Origin of the sequence: Exiguobacterium sp. s131 (assembly GCF_018617345.1) — a bacterium.
GTDB lineage: Bacteria > Bacillota > Bacilli > Exiguobacteriales > Exiguobacteriaceae > Exiguobacterium > Exiguobacterium profundum.
Window position 1 is genome coordinate 21,324 of sequence record NZ_JACSJX010000002.1, and the last position, 24,405, is coordinate 45,728.

A 24,405-nucleotide genomic window follows, 5' to 3' on the forward strand; every position below is an offset into this window, starting at 1 on the left:
ATGTCGAATTTTTCAACATCATCCATTTGGATAGTTGATGCTCGACACATACTCCCCCATGTATTAAGATGAGCCTACACAATAAATAGTTGGGTAACTGAACAATTTTTCCTATAGAGGTGAATGATATGGAACCGTATGTATACGATGCAAAAGTATTGAATCGCATGAAACGAGTGGAAGGACAAATTCGTGCCATCATCCGGATGATGGAGGAAGGAAAAGAATGTCGCGATGTCGTGACGCAATTAAGTGCCGCACGTTCCGCACTCGATCGCGCTTCGACTATCATTGTGGCTAAGAACTTGGAACAATGTATCATCACCGCTCAAGCAGATGGCGAAGATACGTCCGAAACGGTGGAAGAAGCCATTAAAATGTTGATGAAACGCTAGTTCCCCTTGCTTTCCCTGTCCAAATGGGAGAAAGTTAGAGTAACGACTTACTAAGGGGGATTTCCTTGTGAACTTCGAAGAAAAAGTAGAATCATTTAGAGCGCTCGCCGCTGAACGCAACATGACGTTCAAAGAGAGCGACACTGAAACGCACGTCACGTTCTTGACGCGTGAAACAACAAAATCCGGGGCTCAGCCCGTTATGATTATCGCTTTTAACAAAAAGACGACAGATGCTGAGTTGTACGCTGCTACCGTCACGCACGTCCCAGATTACGTAGAAGATTTACCGATTCTTAATGCCTTGAACGAGTTCAACCAGGAGTTCAAATACTTCCGTTGTGTACTCGACAGCGATCGCGATGTCACACTCGCCTCAACACTCGACCTCGACCTCGGTTTCTCACCAGAGATCATCTTGCAACATTCATTCATGATGTTCCAAGCGGCCGACGAAGTGAACGAGTACATGCAGAAGTTGTATACGCAAGTCCAATAACAAACAGCCGCCCCGGACGAATCCAGGGCGGCTGTTTTTGAATCATTCTTTCGAGCGGACTCGTATAAGGAGAAAAAGGAGGAATTGCTGATGATGACACGTTACACCCATTACCTCGAAGCACTCGAAGGAATCAGGGGGGCGACAAAATGGTTCACTGACGATTTCCGACGTTTGATGGCAATCAACTACGCCATGCACGATGCCCCGTTCGATTCGAAACGGTTCGAACACGCTCAAGCGGTTCTGAAACAAAAGACCGGCATGTTCTCAAAATTTCGCGGCAGCAATAATTTCGTCTGGCTGTCGTTTCTCGACGCCAAGTATGAAGACATCGAACCGGCCATCGACGAGGTACTCCGGCTCGACACGTTGCTCGACCGAAAGCACTTCCGCTTCAGTATGTTACGGCCCTTTATCGCGAGCCAACTGATTAACGTTGATGAGCCCGAACGCCGACTCGACGAGGCGAGCGCACTCTATCAGACGTTCAAACGAAATCATCCTTGGCTGACGAGTGAAGAAGACCTGTTGTCCGCCCTCGTTCTCGTTCAAGCGTTCGATGACCACGATGCGTTGAGTCAACGGATTGAGACGTATTATGAAGCGTTGAAAGCACAGCTCCCCCGCTCGAACGAACTCCAACTCGTCTCGCACTTATTCGCCTTTAGTGAGTTATCACCAGATGAGGTCGTCACCCGCTTCTTGGATTGGCACAACTGGCTAAAAAAACAATCCATCGCCGTCAAAAATGAACATCTGCCACCGCTCGCCCTGTTGGCCATCGTCGCGGTCCCGAACGACAATGACGAACGCGACCTGATTGACATCACGAACGCGGAGAAGGAAAAACATCGCTGGTTCCACACACACGCGTTGACCGTCGCCTTGCAACTCGTCGCGGCAAACAACATCAAGGAAGACGCGAGCGATTTACTGTTGCACGGCACGTTCGCGCATTTGCTCGCCATGCAACAAGCTGCGACGGCTGCCGCAACCGTGGCCATCATCTCGAGCACCGCTTCAAGCGACTAAAAAAAGAAGGGTTCCCCCTTCTTAAGAAAATAAATACCAGCTGAGACACCCGAGCACGAACACCGAATTGGCAATTTCGACGATCCCGATCTTCATGATAGGGATCTTTTTACCGTAGAAGACAACCGCTCGGATTAGGCTTGGTGCGTAAGCGAGCGCGAGTAACGGATACCCAAGGACGATGAAAACGGCGACGAGCAAGCCGTGATATCCCCAAGACAGATTGCGATACGACACACTCTTCTTCTCTCGAATCATCGTCTTGACGAAAAAGATACTCCCGAGGAAATAGAGGTACGGCAAGACGAATACCCACACCATCGTCGCGTCGAGCGTACGCGCGCCTAGGTAATAGCTCGCCATCCCACCGATGCAAAACGAGGTGACGGCGCTGACGTCATTCCAGACGTTGCGCTCGTCCTTGATTTTGGCGAAATAGGCGTTCACCAAACCAAACGGAATCATCGCGAGGACGAACCAGACGAGACGCCATTCGGACAGAAACACCGGGATGGCGGCGACGGTGGCAATCGTCAAATACGTGATGACCGTGCGCAACATCTGCTGCGATTTTTTCCGTTGCTTGATGAATTGGAACAAGAAAAATGTGCCCATATAGACGAACAGCCAGGCGATGGCGAACGGGATGTGCGCGAGTGTCCAGCCGCCGACAATGCCGCCGAGTAAGAACGGTAAGATGAGCATCGACCAAGCGCCGTGTTGTTTTGGAATCATCCATTTCATGTGACTCCCTCCTTCTACGTTCAGTGTAGAAGAAAGACGGCTATAAAACTGTGATAAATTTTACAAAACAAAAAACGATCTCAGGCGAGATCGTTTTTTGGTGAAAGTTTGGGTTTGATGACCGCCGGCTTGGTATGTTCAACCACGTCGTCCGCCAACATCTTCGTGACGACCCGACCTGCGATCGAGACCGCGACGAGCGTATACAGTGCATTCGACAATGGTAAATAGATGAGCGAGATCGCCAAGACGATGACATCAAACGTGATGAGAATCGTACCGACCGACACACCTGTCCATTTCGATAAGCCAAGAGCGAATAAGTCATCGCCTCCGGTCGCCCCGCCTGACTTCAAGACAAGACCGAGACCATATCCGGTCACAATCCCACTCGCGATGGCCGCAAACAATGTTGCCGGCCATACTTGAATATCAAACGTGAGCAAGTCGAGACGGTCCCACATCGCATAACTAAGCGACAAAGACGAAGCGGCTAGTACCGCTTGCCCGACAAAACGCCATCCTTTCCACCATAAAGCGACGATAAAAAATGGGATGTCGAGCACGATCATCGAAATCGCCGGGTCGATATCAAATAAATAACGACCGAGTAGCGATAAACCGACGAACCCGCCTTCCGCCAAACCAAACTGTTCATTCAAATAATAATAACCGAACGCCATGATCAGCGTTCCGAGCACTATGGTAGCAACTCGTTTCATTCCGATTGTCCTCCCCGTTCTTGACGGAGAGGAGGATCCTCAGTCGTAGCTGCGGTTCCATCTGTTCCATCTCCGATCTTCCGTTTGTTGATTGATACACGTGGTTGTGATCAGTCAACGCTAGAAGTCCGGAAGTTGGAACAGAGGCCATGTCCTCTCGGTATCCATAAAGACCTTCCTTTCTCAAATTGCGCGTAATCTTGTACGTAGTTTACCACACATTTTGATTCAGTTCATGAATTTTACCTTTAGTGCATGTTACGTTTCGGTAAATCTTTCTTTCCGAACCACCACCAGTTCCAATCCCCGAACAGTTTCATGAGAGACGGAACGAGCAGGATCCGGATGATGGTCGCATCAATGAAGATGGCGAGCGCAATCCCCACGCCGAGCTGTTTGATCGGGCTCACACCCGTGAAGGCGAACGCACCCGTCACGACGATCATAATGATGGCGGCTGAAGTGATGATTTTACTCGTCTTCGCAAGCCCCATCTCCGTCGCATAGTCATTGTCGCCTGTCTCGCGGTAATATTCCTCGATTCGCGAAACGAGAAATACCTCATAGTCCATCGACAATCCAAAGACGAGTGAGAAGATGAACACCGGTGTCAAAATACTGATTGTTTCTGCATCGTACACATAACCTGATTCAAAAATGATGACGAGTAAACCGAACGTCGCCCCAAGACCAAGCACGTTCATGAGAATCGCCTTGATTGGAATCAAGATGGATCGGAACGCCCACATGAGGATGAAGAAGGTTGCCAAGATGACGGTGATGACCGCATAGGGAATGCTGTCATAAATCTCATCATAAATCTCTTCATTGAAGGCTGCCGGTCCGCCGACTTCAAACCCTTTGTCTCGCCAATCGCGTACGAATGCTTGTGCTTCTTTGTCGCTCGGAGGTACATCGAAGCTGACATTCACGAGCGCCAAATCTGTATTCCCATCAAGGGTCACAAGTCGCTCAAGTGGGGCGAGTTGTTCTGGCGCCGCTTCGGCGAGTTGCGTAAACGTCTCAGGCGTCAATCCGGATGTCGTTAAGAAAGTCGAGACATTATCGACAATATCGACCTCGTTTAACTCATCTGTGAGACTCGTCAATTCCTCTAAAATCATCGGATCGGTCAAATCGTTCGCTTCAAACAGAAGGACCACATCGGTCGAGTTATCCCCAAACACATCGTCCCATCGTTCGAGTGCCGCTCGTGATTCATATGAGGTAGGGAGCGCATCGGCGTCCGGAATGTTCAACTCTAGGTCGCGCACGAACCAAAGACTCGGGAGCAGAATCAGCAAAGCAATGAGCGTCATCGTCACCGGACGTCTCATCACGAAGCGAGCAAGCTTTTGCCAGCGCTTTTCAGATTTCGTCTCATCTGTCTTGATGATTCGTCCTTTATTCAAGGCGTCACCGACTAAGTAAAGCGACGACGGCAACAAGGTCAGTGCAGATAGCACGGCCCCCGCGACGGCAATGAGCGCACCGAGCGCGACCGCTTGGAAGACATCCACCTGAATAAATAGAAGTCCGGCCAACCCGACAAAGACACATAGACCTGAAAAGAGAATCGAGCGTCCCGCCGTTGCTACTGTCCGGACAATCGCCTCTTCTCTCGATTGCCCGCGTGTTAACTCTTCTCGATACCGATTGACGAGTAACAGTGAAAAATCAATCCCGAGCGCAATCGCAATCATGGCGACGGCATTGAGAACAAAGATAGATAATTCCATGTTTTGCGCAAAAAAGAATAGCGATCCCGCTGCCACAATAAAGGTAATCAACCCGACGAGTAACGGCATGAGTGCGGCGAGCGGCGTGCCGAAAACGAGCAACAACACGACAAGCGCGACCGGAATCCCGATCAACTCCGCTCGAATCAAGTCATTCTTCGAAGCTTCGTTTAAGTCGTCCGCAAATACTGGTTCTCCCGTCAAGCGGACTTCGGTATCTGTATCCACGATGAGCGCGTCTCGGACGGCATCGATTGAGGATTCCGCCGCATCATAATCTTCGAATTCCAGCACGAAATAGGATACGTCCCCTGAACGCGCGTCCGGATTCTCCGCCGGGGTAATCACGCCATCAATTGATGAAATTTCCCCAAAACGGTCTTGTTGTTCGTCCATGACCGCCTCCAGATTTCCTCCTTCAAATAAGACGATCATTGAAGCACCTGCTCGATCAAATCGTTCATTTAACTGATCTTCTACCTGTTGGAAACGTCCGTCTTGAATGGCAAACCCGTTTCCTCTCAACTCACCCGGGAGCTGTAGCCCGAAATAAACTGAACCCGCGAGTAAAATCGCCCATATGAGTAATACGCCATACCGAAAACGAACCAACTGCCTACCTAACCATTCCATTGATGTCACTCCTCCCTGTCTATCCATCTACTTCCCGTTTCTCGATTCATTCATCATCACTTCACAAAAAATTCCTGAACCTAGGTTCGGTTCAGGACTCTTGTCGTTCAAAGACTTGAAGCCAGCTATGGCAAAATCGTGGTGGTGCGGACAAGACGACGAGTCGATCCCCTCGTTCATCTAACAGCATTACCTTCAATAATTGGTTGTCTGCACACACGCTTGAGCAAAATAATTCTTCCTCTCGATGAAACAGTTGGAACGACTCTGTCGATGTGATCGCCGTCGTTTCTCCCACTTGATCGAGAATGACCGTGTCGCGGTTTCCTTCGTATGGAATGCGCCAGGTTTCTTTCGTCTTCACATTTTCAACTAAAAAATGATGAGTTCGTTCATCGAACAATGTCACACACGTTTCAGGTGTGAACCGTTCAAAATCATACGTCCCCTGATACGCTAGCTCGATGATGTTCCCAAAGACAGGGACTTCTTCATAGCGGCTATATCGAAACGTATGATCATGGAGGTTCAAGGCTACGACATCCGATTCGGCTGAATATAAGAAGATGTCATCGCCTTGCCAATAGTGCAAATTGCTAAACCAGTCTCCGTTGAATCGTTGAGGGATCGCATGCGTCTCCATCTGTCCTCGTTGTAAATCAATGACTCCGTAAAGTCCTTTTTCATGGAACCATGCCACGGCACGTCTTGCATTCGGCTCCACATATAGGGCGCATGGTGTCCATTTCCAGTCGATCTCCCAGCGAATTTGAGACGACTCGTCAAAGAACAAAAATCCAGTTTGCGCCAAGTACAACATCCAACCTTCACCTACACGTTCAAGCCATTCGATCGTTTGATGAAATTGAAAGTCTGCTGTTTGTTTGTACATTTGATCACTTCCTAGTTTCAGCTTAGCAACGACCGAAACGAAATTCGATTTTGAATGTGTTCATTCAACACATTTTCGATTTTCCTGTATACTGACGGTAAAGACATATCGTTTAGAAAGGAGACCTTCCATGCGTCCATTACAACTATCACCAGAGACCGCAGTTGAACTCGCAAAAAAATTAAACGTCCCCCTCGAGGAACTGATGCATATGCCAAAACACATCCTCGTTCAAAAAATGATGCAACTCGAGGCATCTCAAACAGAGGAAGACACACCAAAGGAGACGGATTAACGTCTCCTTTTTGGTTACTGTTCTTTGCGTTTCCGCTTTCTCGATACATACCAGAGACCACCGATTACAGCGAGGGCCGCACCACCGGCCACAGCGTACTTGCTGTAATCTGGGCGACGTTCGGTTACGACTAGTGTCGAGAGTGGAGCGACCGTCATATAACGGTCCTCGACTTGACGTGGCGCCGTCAGATTAACGGTATGGTCCTCCACGTTCACCTCGAACTTGCCAGATGGAAGTTTGACCTCAACCGCCTCCTCGAGTGCGTTGTGGTAGACGATATGTCGTTCTACATATCCTTCCACATGACGGCTCAATTCAAAGGCAATCACACCCTCTGCTTCATCAAAGAAACGCAAGTGTTTGCGAATCTGTTCCGTGTTTTCGAGTCGGAAGAGCGGATATTGCTTACGCAGACGCAAGAGGCCTTTCACATATTCCACACTTGGCGCTTCTTGCTCCGCCCGGTTCCAGTCCATACGGTTGATGACTTCGCCTGAATTAAAGCTATTCTCATCCCCGTCTTTTGTCCGGAAAAATTCCTGTCCACTGTGAAGGAATGGAATCCCTTGACTTAGGAGCACAATCGACGTCGCCAAACGGTGGCGACGGCGACGTGTCGTCTCGTCATCTTCCGGATTCGTCACGGATAACTTGTCCCAAAGCGTCAAATTGTCATGACATTCTACATAGTTGACGACCTGGTTCGGCTCATCAGCGAAACTTTGGCTCGTGATGCCACCAGCAATCCCTCGTTTCACATCTGCTGTCATATCCGTGTTTCCACTCACCCAGCCCGGTAAGTCTTCGATGAAGACGTCTCCTCGGACACCGTCTCGAATCCCATCATTGAATTGGGCGATGCGTGGCATCTTATGCGCATTATGCTGATTCGCTTTTTCACGAACCGGGAGCGGTGTATCCAAATCCCAGCCTTCCCCGATGACAAGAATCGATGGGTCGACGCGGTCGAGCGCTTTCCGAATCTGGTTCATCGTTTTGACGTCATGGAGTCCCATCAAATCGAAGCGGAACCCATCAATCATGAATTCTTTCGCCCAGTACGTTACACACTCGACCATGAGCTTACGCATCATCGCACGCTCGGATGCCGTGTCATTCCCACATGCCGAACCATCCGCGAGTGTTCCGTCTTCGTTTAAGCGATAGTAATAGTCCGGGACGAATTGCCCGAGCGGTGTTGTCAACGCATCATACGTGTGGTTGAAGACAACGTCCATGATGACCCGGATGCCTCGATCGTGGAGCGCTTGAATCAGTGCCTTCAATTCGACAATTCGCGTCGCCGGGTCATCTGCCGACGAGGCGTAAGATCCTTCGACCGCAAAGTAATGAACCGGATCGTAACCCCAGTTATAATTGTCTTCCCCTTCACGTGACTCATTCACCGAGCCGTAGTCAAAGAACGGCATTAATTGGAGATGAGTGATTCCAAGCGAGGTAATATAATCGAGTCCGGTCGTGTAACCGCTCGTGGTCGTCGTACCCGTCTCGGTCATCCCTAAGAATTTCCCACGGTGCGTCGCCCCACTCTCTGGGTGACTCGTCAAATCACGGACGTGCGCCTCATAGATGACCGCCTCTTGTGAAGAATTGAATAGCGGACGTTCTTTGATCCAATGGTCCGGGTTCAAAGATGCCGGATCGAGCAGACATCCTCGTTTCCCATTCACTCCGACGACTTTCGCATACGGATCGAGCGACTCTACTTTTTTCCCATCAATCAGCGCTTCAAATACATAAAATTGACCTTCGAATAAGGCACGGTCGAGTTCGACCACCCACGTCCCCTTCTCAGCCGGTTCGAGCTCGAGTCGTTCAAACTTACGGGCACGGGCTGTTCGATACAACTTGACCGACATCTGTTCCGCTACCGGAGACCAAACTCGTAGTCGAATCTGTTCCCCTTTGAACGTCACCCCTAGGTCTTTCCCGTGATAGGCAACGTGATCTAAGTCTGCATGTGTGTGTTGATCCATTGTACGTTCCATCTCTTCACTCCTTCACTGCTTCAAATCTGCTATCATTATAACAAAACCACACAAAGGATGGATGAAACATGGCAAAAGACAATTCTTTCGATATCGTGTCAGAAATGAATCTTGAAGAAGTAAAGAACGCGATTCAAATCGCGGAAAAGGAAATTTTGAACCGTTATGACTTCAAAGGGTCAAAGAGTGAGATGTCCCTCGACAGTGGCGACCTCGTCCTCATCTCGGATGACGACTATAAACTCGAGCAATTAAAAGACGTCTTGATCACAAAATTGATCAAACGCGGTGTCCCGACGAAAAACCTCGACTATCAAAAAGTAGAGAACGCACTCGGCGGAACGGTTCGCCAACGTGTGAAATTGAAAAGCGGCATCGACAAAGATGACGCGAAAAAAATCAATAACGCCATCAAGGAATCAAAACTTAAAGTCAAATCGCAAATTCAAGACGATCAAATCCGAGTGACGGGGAAATCACGTGACGATCTCCAGGCCGTCATGCAACTCGTACGTGAACTTGAATTGTCCGTCGATGCCCAATTCACGAACTTCCGATGAAACTCGCCATCATCAGTGACCCGCACGGTTCGTTTGATGATTTAAAGGCCGTCCTGGATGACGTTCGTCGCGAAACCGAGCATATTCTCTGTCTCGGTGACCTCTATGAATGCCACATCGGGAAAAAACGACGTCACGAGCGCTTTCATCATGTGGAAGACGTCGCGACGTATGATTCGAATTATGAAGCGTTACTCACGTTCCCGAGTCTTCGTGGTAATCAGGAGGAGCGAATCGACGAGGTGCTCGTCATCGACCATCCCGTGAAAACACGGATTTCCTTATTGCCGGAACAGACGACTCTTGGCGAAGCACGCTTTTTACATGGGCATCAAGTGAAATGGAATGAAGACTGGGAACCGGTGGTCGAAAAAGGGAAATATCCACTCGTCTTCATCGGACATAGTCACATCCCCGGGATTTACCGGAAAGGAAAATCCTTGCCGTGGGAAATCGAGACACCGTTCCATTTGAAGAAAAAACGATATGTCATTAACGTCGGCGCCGTCATCTTCGATCGGGAATGGTGTCTATATGACACGGAAGCCCGAACGGTCACGCGGATGAAAGCATGAATACAAAAAAGGGCCTCAATTTTTTGAGGTCCTTTCGTCTGTCTTACATTTCTTCCGGCGCTTCGACACCGAGTAAACGGAGCCCTTCTGTCAATACGAGCGTCACTGCCTTGACGAGAGCGAGACGCGATTGTTTGCTCGCATCTTCCTCTAGGACGCGGACGTGACCGTAGTACTTGTTGAACGCTTGCGCGAGGTCAAGTACATAACGGCTGATGATGGATGGTTCGCGACGTTCATGCGCACGTGTGATGACGTGCGGGAACGCGTTGAGCATCGTGACGACACCCCATGAGTAATCATCGTCTGCACCAGTGAACGATGAACCATCGTAGTTCCCTTTACGGAGGAGTGAGTTTGCACGAGCATTCGTGTATTGGACGTAAGGTCCTGTCTCCCCTTCGAACTTGAGCATGCTGTCGAGATCAAACTCGATGTTGTTGATGCGTTCGTTTTTCAAATCGTGGAAGACGACCGCGCCGACACCGACCATGCGGGCAACGTCTTGTGCGTTCGCAAGATCCGGGTTCTTCTGCTCAATGTTCGCCTGCGCTTTCTCGATTGCCTCTTTCAAGACTTCCTCAAGAAGAACGATGCGCCCTTTACGTGTCGACATCTTCTTCCCTTCTTGCAAGATTAAGCCGAACGGCACGTGATGCATGCCATCAACAAAGTCATATCCAAGCTTACGAAGGACCGAGAAGAGTTGTTTGAAATGGAGCGCCTGTTCGCCACCGACGACATAGTTCGCTTGAACGAAGTTGTACGTCTCGTAACGATAGATTGCCGCTGCCAAATCACGTGTCGCGTACAACGTCGCGCCATCTTTTTTCTTGATCAAGCAAGGTGGCAAGTTCTCCTCTTCGAGCGAGACGACCATCGCCCCTTCACTTTCCACTAAGAGGTTTTTCGCTTCTAGCATCTCGACGACGCGTCCCATTTTATCGTTATAGAACGCTTCCCCGTTGAAACTTTCGAATTTCACTCCAAGGAGGTCATATACTTTTTGGAACTCTTTGAGCGACTCGTCACGGAACCACTGCCAAAGCTCTGTCGCTTCCGCATCACCATCTTCAAGCTTTTTGAACCAAGCACGGCCTTCGTCTTCGAGTTCTGGTTGTGTCTTCGCCTCTTCGTGGAAATGGACGTATAATTTCAAGAGTTCTGCGATTGGATTGGCGCGTACCGCTTCCTCATCGCCCCACTTCTTGTAGGCGACCATCAATTTCCCGAACTGAGTGCCCCAGTCCCCAAGGTGGTTGACGCCGACGACGTCATATCCGTTTTTACGTGCGATTTGGTTGATCGCATTCCCAATCACCGTCGAACGCAAGTGACCCATCGAGAACGGCTTCGCAATGTTTGGTGACGAGAAGTCCGTCACAATCGTTTCATTGCGTGCTTCGTGTGTCGCATATTCCGATTTTTCCTCAAGCACGGTGTTGATGATTTCTTTTGATACGACATCACGGCTCAAGAAGACGTTGACGTAAGGTCCCGCCGCCTCCACTTTCGTGAACAATTCATCGTTCAATTCATTTGCGATATCTGTCGCAATCATGACAGGTGCTTTTCGGTAAGCTTTCGCCAATTGGAAACACGGGAACGCGAGGTCACCGTGCGCCTCGTGTTTTGGCTTCTCAATCAATGCTTCAATTTGGTCAATCGTGAGTTCTTCACCGATGACACGGGATAGTGCTTCTGCATATTTGCGTTCATAACTCATCTGTATGTCCTCCTTCTTCAATAACAACTCATAAAAAAAACGCCCTTTGCATAGATGCAAAGAGACGGGAATTCCCGCGGTACCACTCTTCTTGCCTGCATGATGCAGACCGCTTTATGGTGATAACGGTTCCCTCCGGCTATGCCTACTCTCGTTTCGGATAGCATCTCAAAAGTGCGTTTCGCGACGTTTGTCAGCCCAGGCTCTCACCAATCCCCAGGTCGCTTTGTTGACTAAACCATCGTTACTCTCTTTTTCATCGACTTTCGTCTATGCGGTTGAAAAGCAACTTCATTATAGAGGATATTCTCCGTATACTCAATGCTAGAATTCAAGCATGATAAAAGAAAGGCAGGACTCGCAAGAAATCATGACGAATCTTTACTATTATATCTTGAAATGTCCCATGCTAGGAGGGAACACATGAACCACTTTCGCAAGATGTCCGTGCTCGGTTGGAGTATATGGAGTGTTTTGTTCTGCTTCACCATCGGATTATTTGCATTGGATGTGCTGCACGCCCCGACCATCGATCCGTTGTCCTTTATTTTAATCTCATTACTTGTCATCATCTTTCAACTCGATTCAATCGAAGTCAAAGGTGTGTACTTCACATTCTCTGAGAGTATTGTATTAATTCTATTTCTATTCTTTGGATTTGAAACCGCACTCATCGTCAACCAGATTGGATTATTCGTCTTTCAGTTCGCCAATCTGAGACCAAAAGTCGCCATACGCCGATTCCGCTTCACCTATCCATGGAACGCGATTACGGCATACTTAGAAATTGTCATTCCCGCTACCGTCTATCTCGCCCTCGGTGGGGTAACCGGCCTTGATTTTTATTCGCAAGAATCGTTTGTACCGCTTGCCGGGTTATTCTTTGCTATCTTGTTAAATACCGTATTTCAAAAATATCAGGTGAGATGGTGGTTCCGCGTCGATATCGCATTGAGCGACTTCATGAAAATCGCTTTCTACACATATGTCGTCAGTTTGATCTTCATCTTAGCGGCAGCGTTCTTCCGAGAGACGAATTTACTTGTCGTCAGTAGCATCGCGGCAGCGTTGACCTTCTTCATCAAACGACTTCTCATTCAAAAGGGACGACAGGATGCGTATAAATCTCTGATTGAACAGTACGACGAAGCGAAAGAAGCCGTCTCTTTATCACAGAGCGAAGCACAAGCCATTGAAGTCTTTTTAAGTCAGTGTGAACAATTGAACCATTACAATGAAGGATATATCGAGTTCAAACTGTTTGATCGCACACTCTACTTTGACTTGAAGACACGTCAACCGATTGATCGCCCCGTCGTATTTGCGCTACTGGATATCAGTCAACCTGTCGAGCCGGTCCTTGACTACGAGATGCGATTTGAGTGGGATGCTTCATTGTCTGACGCTTTTCATGACGACTACCACAGCTTCGTCTCGATTCGTTCGGAAGAGATCGAGGGAATCCGAACATGGATCGTGATGACAGGAGAACCTATATATGGGTATCCGAAGATTATCCAACATGAAATCATCAAGTTGCTCAAGTCGTTCAACCGGACCATCAGCCGCTGTCATGAACGAGATCGTCTGTATACCGAGAGCCGGACGGACAGTTTGACCCTTCTCGCCAATGCCCGCGCCTTCTACGAATACGGAATTCAACAAATATCCGACATCTCGATGTATCCAATCTCGGTCGCCATGCTCGACATCGATTTCTTTAAAAAAATCAATGATACGTATGGCCATCAAGTCGGTGACCAAGTGTTACAGGAATTTGGTCGACGTATCCGGCAAGTCCTTCGTGCTGATGACTTCGCCGCCCGTTATGGTGGGGAAGAGTTTATCTTGCTTCTCAATCATTGTGACATGTCTCAAGCCGTTGACATTGCAGAAAGAATTCGCCAGCAAATCGAAGCGAAACCGTTCCTTGTCGATCATCACGAGGTTTCTGTGACCGCGTCCATCGGGGTCGATACAATCGATGCGTTTGGAAATAAGCGCTTAGACGATACGATTCGAAACGCGGACCGTGCGCTATATGTCGGTGGGAAATATGCGGGACGTAACCGCGTGGCGCACTTCAACAATTTAACGACGTAAACTCCCCTTTCTCACATCGAATTGGGGAGTTTTTAAGTTGACAAGCAGATTTGAAACAGGTACGTTAGGGAACGTGTTTACTAATTGGATAGATTCACTTTTTATCGAGAGAGACGGAGGGACTGGCCCTGTGAAGTCTCGGCAGCGGGGAACCTGTGCCAAATCCAGCGGGCGTATTGCTCGAAAGATGAAAAGGGTATTTCGCACGAAGGACCTTTTTCTTAAGAAAGGGTCCTTTTTATTTTTAGTGAGGTGATTATTTTGGAACAACCAACAGCAAACAAATGGGCACTCTTGCCGTTACTCGTCTTCTTACTCTTCTTCATCGGGGCGGGTGTCTATTACGGAGACTTTTATAAGTTTCCGGTACTCGTCGCAGCCATCATCGCCTTGATGGTTGCGGCATTCATGACAAAAGGAAGTGCCACCCAAACCGTCGAGCGCATCGCGCAAGGAGCCGGCAATCCGGGCATCATCATCATGATTTTCATTTTCTTACTGGCTGGCGCCTTTTCAACGGTAGCGGAAGCCATCGGTGCCATCGACGCGACGGTCAACGCTGCCTTGACTTTATTACCGCCCTCGCTTCTCTTGAGTGGACTCTTCGTCATCGCCGCTTTCATTTCAATGGCGATGGGAACGTCGACGGGTACAATTGCGGCACTTGCACCGATCGCCCTCGGTATCCATGAAGAGAGTGGCGTCAATGTCGCCATCGCTGCCGCAGCCGTTGTCGGAGGGGCGATGTTCGGGGACAATCTCTCGTTCATCTCGGACACGACGATCGCTGCCGTCCGGACGCAACGAACGAACATGCGTGATAAATTCCGCACGAACTTCTGGATCGTGCTACCTGCTGCCATCATCACGACGGTTTTACTCGCCGTCTTGTCAAATGGGGAGTCAACGGTCGATGTCGCCGCATTCGAATGGTACAAACTGATTCCGTATCTTGCCGTCATCGGACTCGCATTGACAGGACTGAACGTCATTTTGGTTCTGTTAGGTGGCATCACGCTCACCGGCATCATCGGTCTCCTAGATGGAAGCCTATCCGTCACGGCGTTTGTGACAGCTATTGCGGACGGGATGATTGGCATGGCCGAAATTTCATTCCTGACATTACTCATGGGTGGACTCGTCGGTCTCATCTCACACAACGGCGGACTCACGTATTTACGTGACGCGTTGACATCTCGTATTCAAAAACGTGCCGGTGCCGAATGGAGCATCGCTGGACTTGTCAGTGCGACAAACGTAGCGACGGCGAACAATACGATTTCCATTCTCGTAGCCGGTCCACTTGCAGCGAACATCGCGGACGAGTATGACATCGAACGGAAGAAATCAGCGAGCGTACTCGATATCTTCTCATGTGGTGTACAAGGAATTCTCCCATATGGAGCACAACTTCTCATCGCCGCAGAGTTGACGAAGACCGCATCGCCGGACCTCGTCCCGTTCATGTTCTATCCGTTCCTCCTCTTTATTTGTGGAGGAATCGCCATCGCATTCAATTTCCCACGTTTCAAAAAACAGTCATAAGTGAAAACACCCCTTGTTCAAAGGGGTGTTTGTCGTTTGGTTATCATTTCTTGTTTCAACTGCTCGTTTCGTTTCTTGAACGCCCGTCGTTTGAGCACTTCTTCAAGTCCTCGACTGATGGCCCATAATACGATGAGGAGCAGACCGAGCATGGATAAGCGAAACGGGCTTTGGATAAATTCTTCCCACTGGTCCCCAATGACAGAAAAAATCACGACGACGAGCAGTTTCCCGAATCCTGCCGCCATGATGAACGTACGGAGCGGCATCTGAATGAGCGCCAATAAATACGTGATCAAACTGACCGGGATGAATGGAAGAGAATATAAGAATCCGAGTGAGATCGGACTCATATGATTGATGCGTTCTAACCAATAGACCGCCGCCTTATGTTTCTCGAGCCAGCGTGTCATCGGTTTGCGGAACACATAACGGACGGCTGCAAAGACGACGATCGTTCCAAGAAGGTTCCCAATCCAGGATAAGAGGACCCCTAACAGAAAGCCGTATGTCGCCGCATTCGCAGAGATGATTAAAACGAGTGGTAAAAATGGAAAAATCGCTTCTAAAAACGGTGCACCTAGACCGGCCCATGGACCACCAGGCAAACTTTGAAGCCATTCGATCAATTGGATAATGTACTGTTGGAGAGAATTTAGCATAGTCGTTCCACCTTCAACTTTCGTTACTACTCTATTACCCGAATTCAATTTTCAAGACGCATCTCCCTGCATTCGTCAAAAAAAATTAAAAACCATTTGCGAAAATTCGTCGTGATATTTATCATATAATAATGGACTTGTGGTTGCAGGCAAGTCTATTCGTCGAACGACACAACCCAACGTTCGTTTTCCTGCAAAAAACTGAACACAGGGGAGCAACACAACATGGAAACAAAACCAATGCGGGTCTTGTTGTACTATAAGTACGTCAACATCGAAGACCCAGAAACACTCACGCAAGAACATTTGAAGTATTGTAAGGACCTCGGCATCAAAGGACGCATCTTGATTTCCTCCGAAGGAATCAACGGGACGTGCTCTGGTACTTGGGAGCAAACCGAGCAGTACATGAATGACTTGAAAGCAAACCCTCTCTTCAGCGATATCGAGTTCAAAATCGATGAAGTCGAAGAGCATGCCTTCAAGAAAATTTTTGTCCGTCACAAGAAAGAGCTCGTGACGTGGCGCTTTGATGGCGAGTTTGATGTACCGAAACAACACGGTGCATACCTTGAACCAGCAGAATGGAAAGAGATGATGAATCGTGATGATGTCGTCATCCTCGACGTTCGTAACAACTACGAGTACGAACTTGGTCACTTTAAAAATGCGATCAAAATCGATGTAGAGGCTTCACGTTACATGCCGGAATGGCTCGAAGAGAACAAGGACCTCTACGAAGGGAAAACACTTCTCACGTACTGTACCGGTGGCGTCCGTTGCGAGAAATTTACAGCATATATGCGTGACCAAGGTCACGACAACATCTTCCACCTTAAAGGTGGCGTCGCGATGTATGGTAAGGATGAAGCGACAAAAGGAGAGGACTGGGAAGGCGAGCTCTACGTCTTTGACGAGCGCATCAACGTCCCGGTTAACTCCGTGAACCCATCTGTCGTCTCACACTGTATGCACTGTGGGACCGAGACGGTTCGTTACGTTAATTGTGCTAACCCGGAGTGCAATGTACAGCATTTCTGTTGTGAAGAGTGTGAACCAAAACAAATGCGTTCATGCTCGAAGGAGTGTCAAGAACACCCACGCAACCGTTATATCATCGATAACATTGCAGAGAAACTTCAGGAAACTGAAGGAGTAGTCGGGTAACAAAAATCGACCAGAAGATGTCTTGGAGAACGTGTCCAAGACATCTTTTTTTGACGAAATCTTAACGTCTAGCTTGCTCCTCTTTCGGGTATATTGAAGATACTATGTCAGACAGGAAGTGAATGCACGTATGTTTAACGAACCTTTACTCGCCGCGATTCTCGCTTGGTTTATCGCCCAAGCGGCCAAGCTCGTAACTGAACTCATTAAAACAAGAGATTTTGAAATTGAAATCATGTTCGCTTCAGGCGGCATGCCAAGTTCGCACTCGTCCACTGTCGTCGCACTCGCTACGGCAATCGGGCGAATGGAAGGCATTGACTCAAGTCTATTCGCTCTCGCTGTCGTCTTTGCCACCATCGTCATGTATGATGCGACCGGAGTTCGGCAGGCGGTCGGTTTCCAAGCACGGCTCTTGAACGATTATTTCAAAGGAATCAAACATGAGACCCCGCTCTTGAATGAGCTTGTCGGCCATACGCCGTTCCAGGTTATCGTCGGAGCGCTACTCGGTCTCGTCGTCGGATTGTTTTTCCCAATGTAATGGAACAAGGTATGTCATTTCTCGCACTCTTGATTCTTTTTGTGAAGTTTCACAAAGAAGAAGTTATACTCAAGAGAGAGGAGGAATCGACATGCCTTTTTTGCAGAAATCTTACGAGTCACTCGATACACTCGCCGAAGCCATCGGACAAGCGATTCGAGCACCAATCACGATCGAGAACCGCCACCACCAATTGCTCGCCTATAGCACCCACCCCGATTCGACCGACCCGGCCAGGATTGCGACCATCATCGGGCGTCGTGTCCCAGAAGCCGTCATCGAAGATCTATGGGAGAGTGGCATTTTACAAGAAGTCATCGACCAAGATGAACCCGTCGTCATCCCGGCCCGTCTCGCCGTCGGTCTCGGAGAACGCGCAGCCATCGTCATCAAACAACATGATGAAGTACTCGGCTATATTTGGAGCTTGGCTCGGACGAATCCGTTCAGCACTCAAGAACTAGCCATCTTGCAAGAAGGGGCAACCATCGCCAAAAAATTACTGATGACCATTGCGATGCATGAGCGGCGAATCAGCGCCGAGCTCGAGCGCTTCTTATTAGATGTACTCGCTTCCCCGACTCTCACGGATGCCAATCGCGAACGATTGAACGAGCTTGCCCCGATTGCTGTCGCCAGTCGGTTGACGGTCATCGAATGCGCTCAACCGATCACCCCTCAACTTGCGGAACGCCTTCACTATGTGCTCGCGACGCAAGAGGCCATTGAAGTCGTTTTACATGCCATCGACGGTCAGCAGCTACTCGTCTGGCACTATATGAAGTCTGAACTCTCCGATGAAGAGACCGCACTCATTGCCTGGGCGGAACGATTCGAACAATTGCTTCAAGACAAGTTCAGCGAATCCGAACCACACCTTGGCATCAGTCGACGTTTTTTCGAAAGTGACATGTTATATGCCGCAGCGGAAGAAGCGCGACGGGTGACCACGCTGCGTCGCAAGTTCCCGCTCGAACTCTCGACTTCCCGTGCATTTGAGCAGATCGGCATTTATCAACTCGTCCCGGAACTCGCTCGGCGTATCGGGCTCCGACTTGAAACCCATCCGACCGTCGAACGGTTGCAACATTATGACTCATCCCATCAGACCGAACTCGTGAAGACACTCGAATGGTATTTTTATTTTGATGGGAACGTCAAACGAGTCGCCGCCCATCTTCATATCCATCCGAATACCGTTCTGTATCGGATTCGCCGCATCGAAGAGTTGACGAATATCACGCAAGTTTCCTTACCCGAACGGTCCATGATTTATTTAGCCATTAAGGCTGGTCAATATCGATTAGAAGACTAGACGTTTGCTTTGTGATTTTTCACAAAGTGAGCGTCTTCGTTTTTAGAATCCATGATAAAGACAGCGTTTTCGAATGGGTCTATACTAGGGGTGTGAACAATTTGTGTCAACGGAATGAAAGGGGAATGTTCCATGAAAATCGGGGTATTGAAAGAGATTAAAAACAATGAAAATCGGGTGGCCTTAACACCGATGGGTGCATTTATGTTAACGGAGCTTGGTCATGATGTATTCGTCGAAACGAATGCCGGACTCGGTAGCGGCTTCACGAATATGGAATATATTGATGCTGGTGCGACGATTCTTGAAACGGCGAAAGAAGTTTGGGAAGGCGTTGAACTCGCTCTCAAAGTAAAAGAACCACAACCGTCTGAGTATCAATACTTCCGTCCTGACTTGACGCTCTTCACTTATCTACACCTTGCGGCGGAGCCGGAATTAACGAAAGCGCTCGTCGATTCAAGGATTACAGCGATCGCCTACGAGACGGTAGAAGTGGACCGCACGTTACCACTCCTCACACCGATGAGTGAAGTGGCGGGACGTATGGCTGCGCAAATCGGAGCCCAAATCCTCGAAAAACCACATGGTGGAAAGGGAATCTTAATGTCTGGTCTCCCAGGTGTGCCTCGTGCGAACGTCACGGTCATCGGAGGCGGTGTCGTCGGAACGAATGCAGCTCGAATCGCAATTGGTCTTGGGGCGAGCGTGACGTTGATGGACATTAGCCCGGCTCGTCTTCGTCAAATCGACGACTTGTTCGGAAACACAATCAATACGTTGATCTCAAATAAATACAACATTGCGAAACAAGTGGCTGAGAGTGACCTTGTGATTGGTGCCGTGCTCATCCCAGGAGCAAAAGCACCGAAACTCGTCACGGAAGAAATGGTACAGCGCATGTCGCCTGGTTCGGTCATCGTCGACGTCGCCATCGACCAAGGTGGAATTTGTGAGACGATCGACCATATCACGACGCATGATGCGCCAACGTATGAGCGCTATGGCGTGCAACACTACGCTGTCGCTAACATGCCAGGTGCCGTGCCACGCACATCGACGATGGGTCTGACAAACGCGACGATGCCATATATCATCGAGTGTGCACAAAAAGGCGTATTCTCAGCACTTCTTGAAAACGAGGCGCTTCTCAAAGGCCTAAACGTCATCAACGGAACGGTCACGTATGAAGCAGTCGCGCGGGATTTGGAATATCCGTTCGTTCCTGCCCATGAGGCGGTCTCGAAACAAACACAAGCTTAACCCTTAAGACGATGAGATGCCCGTTCTCATCGTCTTTTCTCTATACCAAAAAGAAGGAATCGAACGCCATCGTCCGATTCCTTCATTATTATGCGTTATGCGTTATGCGTTCTCAACGGCGATATCTTCCCCGATGATTTTCACTTCCGGCTCTAATTCCACTTCGAATTTCTCTTTAACGGTCGCCTGGACGTGACGGATGAGTGAAATGTACTCAGTCGCCGTCGCCTCATCAATATTGACGATGAAGCCCGCATGTTTGAGCGAGACTTCCGCTCCTCCGATGCGTTTCCCTTGCAGACCTGAGTCTTGAATCAACTTGCCGGCAAAATAGCCAGGCGGACGTTTGAACACACTTCCACATGAAGGATATTCAAGCGGCTGTTTCGATTCCCGTTTATACGTCAAGTCGTCCATGACTTCTTTGATCAATTCATAGTTTTTCGGTTCTAGTTCGAACGTCGCCTCGAGTACGATCAAGCCCTCTTTCGAGACACGGCTCGTTCGGTAGTCAAGATCGAGTTCATCTTTAGATAAATGAAGTACTTGACCATCCTGCGTCAACACCGTCGCAGATGTGATGACATCCTTCGTCTCTCCGCCGTATGCACCTGCGTTCATGTAGACGGCCCCACCGACCGTCCCAGGGATCCCACATGCGAACTCGAGGCCGGATAACCCCTCTGCTAATGCTTGACGTGAGACGTCGATAATCGCCGCTCCTGCCTGCGCAATCATTTGATTCCCTTCTCGACGAATCGAGTCGAGTTCATTCAAGTTCAAAACGATTCCACGGATGCCACCATCGCGGACGATCAAGTTTGAACCGAAGCCAAGAATCATAAACGGCATCGCTTCTTGATGGGCCAGTTGTAAGACGGCCTGTACTTCTTCGTACGTGTGTGGAGCCACGAAGTAATCTGCCTTACCGCCTAGTTTTGTATACGTGTGTGCCGACAACGGCTCGTCTTGAAGGACGCGCTCGGCCGGAATGATCATCTGGAGTTGCTGTAAAAAGCTCATGCGTTCACTCAATCCTTTATGTTCTATTTAATCAGTGTCTCGGTCCCATCTCACTCGTTCCGAGCACGTCACTGAATGGTTTCAGTACGAATCACAGTATACAAATGATTATTGGACGTGACAAGCAACGTTTTTCTTACAAATTCATGATTAGTTTATAGCAATAGCGATGTCGCAATGGCAACGATGATAGGAATTGTAAAGTTATCCCAATCTCGATATGAAATCGCTTCAGTTAGCGTAGCGATGATGGAAATGATAAACCCATATGTTACCACTTGCCAAAGGACGACATCATTCCACAAAAACAATAAAAATAAGACAGCATACGAGCTTAGAAACATGGCGATGCTTCCTTGGAAAGAACGCTTTTGGCCATATAAATCATAGACGACCGTCCCATATTTACGCCCGATGAGTGCTGCCATCCCGTCCCCCCAGGCGAGGACGAGTGACCCGGCTAAAAACGCGATCGGCTCAGACTCGAAGAAGAAGTATAAAATAATGAGCAATGCAATCGGATAGTATACGGTCCCGAATGATTTCCGCTCCGTTTGATGCACCGGTGACGGGCTTTTATACAAAAGGACCGCATTCGCAAATGTGAAGAAGATGAGCGGGACTGCCGCGACGTACCATGAATCCATTAACCAAACTGCTAGTAACGACCAATGTCCGACTGCGATATGTACACTTTTTCGAATCGTTTCATCCGTCCATCCAAGACGTTTCCCGACTTGCTCGAGACCCACGAGAAAAACGAGGACGACTACAATGGAAAGAATCGAACGAATCCATTCATTCATTGCTTGACCACCTTCATATATAGAGTGTGTATGATACCGTCATTATACCTTAATCAGTGCCCATCCTAGCTTACTTTTCAAACATTTGGTAGAATGAGGTCAAATGACTGTATAGCCAACGTACGCTGTTGGCGATAGAAAGGGTGGCCGTATGCGCGACGCAACTTCAATTCAAACTTTGGCAGATTGCCTTCATTTTATGCAGGTCGGAGAAATCGAGCGAGCCATCGCCCTCTTCCCTGAAGACGTGCGTGAACATTTCCCAAAAGAGCTTCGAAAAATCCACTTGTTTCATATTGAAAAGAACGGCTTATCGATTAATCAAATCGTCGCCCTCGCTAACGCATTGACCGGCGAGCATCTCTCCGCGACGACGATTCAAAACTGGACGAAGCGTGAAGTCCGTAAAATCATCGGTGTCCCACGAATCGGTAAAAAGTATTCCTTGCATCAAGCGGCAATCATTTATCTCCTTGATGACTTGAAACACCTTTTTTCCCTCGAAGAGACGAGTTCCTTGTTGGCGCTCATCTTCAACAACCCTGACCGGGACGAAGACGACTTCATCAAACCGATTGATTTTTATCGACTTTACGCGGAGTATGCGAAGTCAACAAGCCCGATCGACCTTCTCGATACACGGGCGAAGCGTTCGCTCGAAAAGATGAACTATGAACATCCAAATATCATTCACGTCTTGAAGCTTTGTCTATACGCACATCGGGTGACGACACTCGAACTCGAGGCCAAGCACTATTTGAACCGTTTCATTTGATGAGACGGTTTTTTCGTATCAAAAAACACCGGTCTCTTGACCGGTGCTCGTCATCGTTATGAGACAGATGCTGCGAGCGGCATCCGTGATTTGACCGTTAACGTCTTTAAGACGGAAAGGAGTTCGAACATCGATAACTGATCGGCTTCTTTCGTTAAGCAGAACGTATCGTCTTCTTGTTTCCGTAGTTCCGCGACAAGTTTACCTGCTTTGTCGCGAACGCTAAACTTGTGACGTTCCACATCATATTGAATCGTGAAGAGTCCGCGTTCATAGACGTTGTACTCACACTTTTTCCCGAATAACGAGAACTTGTCTTTCAATTGACCAATCGCCTGTCCATCATGGTTCATCACGACCCATTTTTGGCAGTTTGGGATGTATTTCCCATGAGCGATCTGTCGTCCAGACAAATTGTGCACTTGGACACTGCCTTCCGCGTCGCGGTGAACAGATCCGATCGCATCATTTGTCTCGTCATAAATGGTCGCCTCACCTTGTGTAAAGACGCAACCTTTTACATAAATTAATTTGCGCACCGCTTTTTCCTCCTAGCACGTTCCAACCGTGATTGTTTGTATGTGTACGGTCGGGTATTACTGAAAACCCCAATCGTTTCTCTGTGTAGTTTTTATCTCGTTTCAACTACTACATATTTCATATGACGAAGATGATTATTGCATCGTTTAAAGAAAAAGACAACCCTTTTTTTTCGACATCATTTGGATTCTGTCGAACTTGTGAACAAGCCTATTCTCATCGCTTATATCCCGCTTCTTTTAAAAGTTCTTCAAGCTCCATTCTTGCAATCAGACGAACTTGATTTGGCGCCGCCAATTCGTATGCGCTGTCCGTGAAATTCGAGTTCGTCACGACCCAGCCTTCGTGTGCTTGATAATAGGGAACGGCCGCTGCAATTTGTTGAACCGCTTCGAGTCCGACCGTCTTTTCATAACGCTTTGCTTGAACGGCAATCGACCATCCATCCGGTGTCTCCAATAACAAGTCAGCACCAAAGTCACGTGATGCTGGAGTCACCGTGACCGTGTAACCAAGCGCGGTGAACACTTCCTCTAAAAATAATTCAAACTCCCGACCATCCATCCGATCAATGCGGTCGATGGTCGACAGCCTTACTTTCCATATAAACCATGCAATTCCAAGCAAGAGAAGCAGTACGCTGCTCCAAAGCGGTGCCTCGAACCACCATAAACATATGGCACCGATGATCCCAATGAGTAATCCAATCATGCTCATCTTTCCTTTCCAATTCCTCTCCCTCACTTTACCGTTTTGAGGGCAGGAAATGAAAGGGGGATCTGTCGAATGATATAGAAGATGTGCTCGTCTGACACCACGAAGGAGGGATGACTGT

The 24,405-nt window shown here is 48.6% G+C and carries 24 protein-coding genes, 1 riboswitch and 1 other annotated feature; of the genes, 13 read left to right on the forward strand and 11 right to left on the reverse strand.

What is annotated here, in order from left to right:
- Positions 1 to 128: 128 nt before the first annotated feature.
- The 3 genes from KNO69_RS10720 to KNO69_RS10730 all read left to right on the forward strand — a co-directional run bounded on the left by KNO69_RS10720 (position 129) and on the right by KNO69_RS10730 (position 1,929).
- Positions 129 to 395, forward strand: a complete 267-nt coding sequence (locus tag KNO69_RS10720) for a metal-sensitive transcriptional regulator (RefSeq protein WP_015880529.1) — start codon at positions 129 to 131, stop codon at positions 393 to 395.
- 67 nt (positions 396 to 462) lie between these two features.
- Entirely contained in the window at positions 463 to 894 is a 432-nt protein-coding gene (locus KNO69_RS10725) for a type III secretion system chaperone family protein (RefSeq protein ID WP_015880528.1), read from the forward strand.
- A gap of 90 nt (positions 895 to 984) precedes the next feature.
- Positions 985 to 1,929 (forward strand): DUF4003 family protein, encoded by a 945-nt coding sequence (locus KNO69_RS10730; protein ID WP_240499775.1) that lies wholly within the window; start codon positions 985 to 987, stop codon positions 1,927 to 1,929.
- A 21-nt stretch (positions 1,930 to 1,950) separates the two neighbouring features.
- On the opposite strand, the gene KNO69_RS10735 is transcribed toward KNO69_RS10730, so the two are convergent.
- The 4 genes from KNO69_RS10735 to KNO69_RS10750 form a co-directional block, all read right to left on the reverse strand.
- Positions 1,951 to 2,673: a YwiC-like family protein gene (locus KNO69_RS10735; protein WP_078146145.1), complete on the reverse strand. Its 723-nt coding sequence runs from the start codon at positions 2,671 to 2,673 to the stop codon at positions 1,951 to 1,953.
- Positions 2,674 to 2,753: 80 nt separating this feature from the next.
- The gene (locus tag KNO69_RS10740; protein WP_214817949.1) at positions 2,754 to 3,395 is read right to left on the reverse strand and encodes a YitT family protein; all 642 of its coding nucleotides are present in this window, start codon (positions 3,393 to 3,395) and stop codon (positions 2,754 to 2,756) included.
- Positions 3,396 to 3,643: 248 nt separating this feature from the next.
- Positions 3,644 to 5,767, reverse strand: coding sequence for an MMPL family transporter (locus tag KNO69_RS10745; RefSeq protein WP_214817957.1), 2,124 nt, complete (start codon positions 5,765 to 5,767; stop codon positions 3,644 to 3,646).
- Between the two features lie 91 nt (positions 5,768 to 5,858).
- Positions 5,859 to 6,659 carry a hypothetical protein gene (locus tag KNO69_RS10750; RefSeq protein ID WP_214817960.1) on the reverse strand — a complete coding sequence of 267 codons (801 nt, stop codon included), beginning with the start codon at positions 6,657 to 6,659 and terminating at the stop codon, positions 5,859 to 5,861.
- 130 nt (positions 6,660 to 6,789) lie between these two features.
- Here KNO69_RS10750 and KNO69_RS10755 point away from each other — a divergent pair, with 130 nt between their 5' ends.
- Positions 6,790 to 6,954, forward strand: coding sequence for a YycC family protein (locus KNO69_RS10755; RefSeq protein ID WP_074034904.1), 165 nt, complete (start codon positions 6,790 to 6,792; stop codon positions 6,952 to 6,954).
- A gap of 14 nt (positions 6,955 to 6,968) precedes the next feature.
- On the opposite strand, the gene pulA is transcribed toward KNO69_RS10755, so the two are convergent.
- Positions 6,969 to 8,966 (reverse strand): type I pullulanase, encoded by a 1,998-nt coding sequence (pulA, locus tag KNO69_RS10760; protein ID WP_214817962.1) that lies wholly within the window; start codon positions 8,964 to 8,966, stop codon positions 6,969 to 6,971.
- 68 nt (positions 8,967 to 9,034) lie between these two features.
- Here pulA and KNO69_RS10765 point away from each other — a divergent pair, with 68 nt between their 5' ends.
- Both KNO69_RS10765 and KNO69_RS10770 read left to right on the forward strand, forming a co-directional pair.
- The gene (locus KNO69_RS10765; protein ID WP_074034908.1) at positions 9,035 to 9,526 is read left to right on the forward strand and encodes a YajQ family cyclic di-GMP-binding protein; all 492 of its coding nucleotides are present in this window, start codon (positions 9,035 to 9,037) and stop codon (positions 9,524 to 9,526) included.
- Positions 9,523 to 10,101 carry a metallophosphoesterase family protein gene (locus tag KNO69_RS10770; protein WP_214817964.1) on the forward strand — a complete coding sequence of 193 codons (579 nt, stop codon included), beginning with the start codon at positions 9,523 to 9,525 and terminating at the stop codon, positions 10,099 to 10,101. Before KNO69_RS10765 ends, KNO69_RS10770 begins: the two co-directional genes overlap by 4 nt.
- Positions 10,102 to 10,144: 43 nt before the next feature.
- Here KNO69_RS10770 and argS read toward each other — a convergent pair whose 3' ends face one another.
- The gene (gene argS / locus KNO69_RS10775; protein ID WP_214817966.1) at positions 10,145 to 11,827 is read right to left on the reverse strand and encodes an arginine--tRNA ligase; all 1,683 of its coding nucleotides are present in this window, start codon (positions 11,825 to 11,827) and stop codon (positions 10,145 to 10,147) included.
- 57 nt (positions 11,828 to 11,884) lie between these two features.
- Positions 11,885 to 12,096 (reverse strand) — a binding site (T-box leader).
- A 154-nt stretch (positions 12,097 to 12,250) separates the two neighbouring features.
- Here argS and KNO69_RS10780 point away from each other — a divergent pair.
- Positions 12,251 to 13,930, forward strand: a complete 1,680-nt coding sequence (locus KNO69_RS10780) for a GGDEF domain-containing protein (protein WP_078146139.1) — start codon at positions 12,251 to 12,253, stop codon at positions 13,928 to 13,930.
- A gap of 98 nt (positions 13,931 to 14,028) precedes the next feature.
- Positions 14,029 to 14,124: riboswitch (SAM riboswitch) on the forward strand.
- A 67-nt stretch (positions 14,125 to 14,191) separates the two neighbouring features.
- On the forward strand, positions 14,192 to 15,475 hold the full coding sequence (locus KNO69_RS10785; protein WP_196430354.1) for a Na+/H+ antiporter NhaC family protein: 1,284 nt from the start codon (positions 14,192 to 14,194) through the stop codon (positions 15,473 to 15,475).
- A 17-nt stretch (positions 15,476 to 15,492) separates the two neighbouring features.
- Here the strand turns inward: KNO69_RS10785 and KNO69_RS10790 are convergent, their stop codons facing one another.
- On the reverse strand, positions 15,493 to 16,137 hold the full coding sequence (locus tag KNO69_RS10790) for a TVP38/TMEM64 family protein (RefSeq protein ID WP_214685143.1): 645 nt from the start codon (positions 16,135 to 16,137) through the stop codon (positions 15,493 to 15,495).
- A gap of 225 nt (positions 16,138 to 16,362) precedes the next feature.
- Here KNO69_RS10790 and trhO point away from each other — a divergent pair, with 225 nt between their 5' ends.
- The 4 genes from trhO to ald all read left to right on the forward strand — a co-directional run bounded on the left by trhO (position 16,363) and on the right by ald (position 20,426).
- Positions 16,363 to 17,304: an oxygen-dependent tRNA uridine(34) hydroxylase TrhO gene (trhO, locus tag KNO69_RS10795; RefSeq protein WP_015880513.1), complete on the forward strand. Its 942-nt coding sequence runs from the start codon at positions 16,363 to 16,365 to the stop codon at positions 17,302 to 17,304.
- A gap of 118 nt (positions 17,305 to 17,422) precedes the next feature.
- A complete protein-coding gene (locus KNO69_RS10800) occupies positions 17,423 to 17,848 on the forward strand; it encodes a divergent PAP2 family protein (RefSeq protein ID WP_143180200.1) in 426 nt (141 codons plus the stop codon).
- Between the two features lie 91 nt (positions 17,849 to 17,939).
- Complete coding sequence (locus KNO69_RS10805; protein WP_214685137.1) at positions 17,940 to 19,163, forward strand: PucR family transcriptional regulator; 1,224 nt, start codon at positions 17,940 to 17,942, stop codon at positions 19,161 to 19,163.
- 132 nt (positions 19,164 to 19,295) lie between these two features.
- Complete coding sequence (ald, locus tag KNO69_RS10810; protein WP_214812645.1) at positions 19,296 to 20,426, forward strand: alanine dehydrogenase; 1,131 nt, start codon at positions 19,296 to 19,298, stop codon at positions 20,424 to 20,426.
- A gap of 102 nt (positions 20,427 to 20,528) precedes the next feature.
- Here the strand turns inward: ald and murB are convergent, their stop codons facing one another.
- Together murB and KNO69_RS10820 are read right to left on the reverse strand one after the other, a co-directional pair.
- A complete protein-coding gene (gene murB, locus KNO69_RS10815) occupies positions 20,529 to 21,449 on the reverse strand; it encodes a UDP-N-acetylmuramate dehydrogenase (RefSeq protein WP_015880509.1) in 921 nt (306 codons plus the stop codon).
- A 155-nt stretch (positions 21,450 to 21,604) separates the two neighbouring features.
- Positions 21,605 to 22,255: a diacylglycerol/polyprenol kinase family protein gene (locus KNO69_RS10820; protein ID WP_214685133.1), complete on the reverse strand. Its 651-nt coding sequence runs from the start codon at positions 22,253 to 22,255 to the stop codon at positions 21,605 to 21,607.
- Between the two features lie 151 nt (positions 22,256 to 22,406).
- Here KNO69_RS10820 and KNO69_RS10825 point away from each other — a divergent pair, with 151 nt between their 5' ends.
- On the forward strand, positions 22,407 to 23,030 hold the full coding sequence (locus KNO69_RS10825; protein ID WP_015880507.1) for a DUF1836 domain-containing protein: 624 nt from the start codon (positions 22,407 to 22,409) through the stop codon (positions 23,028 to 23,030).
- A 56-nt stretch (positions 23,031 to 23,086) separates the two neighbouring features.
- On the opposite strand, the gene KNO69_RS10830 is transcribed toward KNO69_RS10825, so the two are convergent.
- Together KNO69_RS10830 and KNO69_RS10835 are read right to left on the reverse strand one after the other, a co-directional pair.
- Positions 23,087 to 23,569 (reverse strand): LURP-one-related family protein, encoded by a 483-nt coding sequence (locus KNO69_RS10830; protein WP_015880506.1) that lies wholly within the window; start codon positions 23,567 to 23,569, stop codon positions 23,087 to 23,089.
- Between the two features lie 217 nt (positions 23,570 to 23,786).
- Entirely contained in the window at positions 23,787 to 24,281 is a 495-nt protein-coding gene (locus tag KNO69_RS10835; RefSeq protein ID WP_015880505.1) for a restriction endonuclease, read from the reverse strand.
- Positions 24,282 to 24,405: the final 124 nt, after the last annotated feature.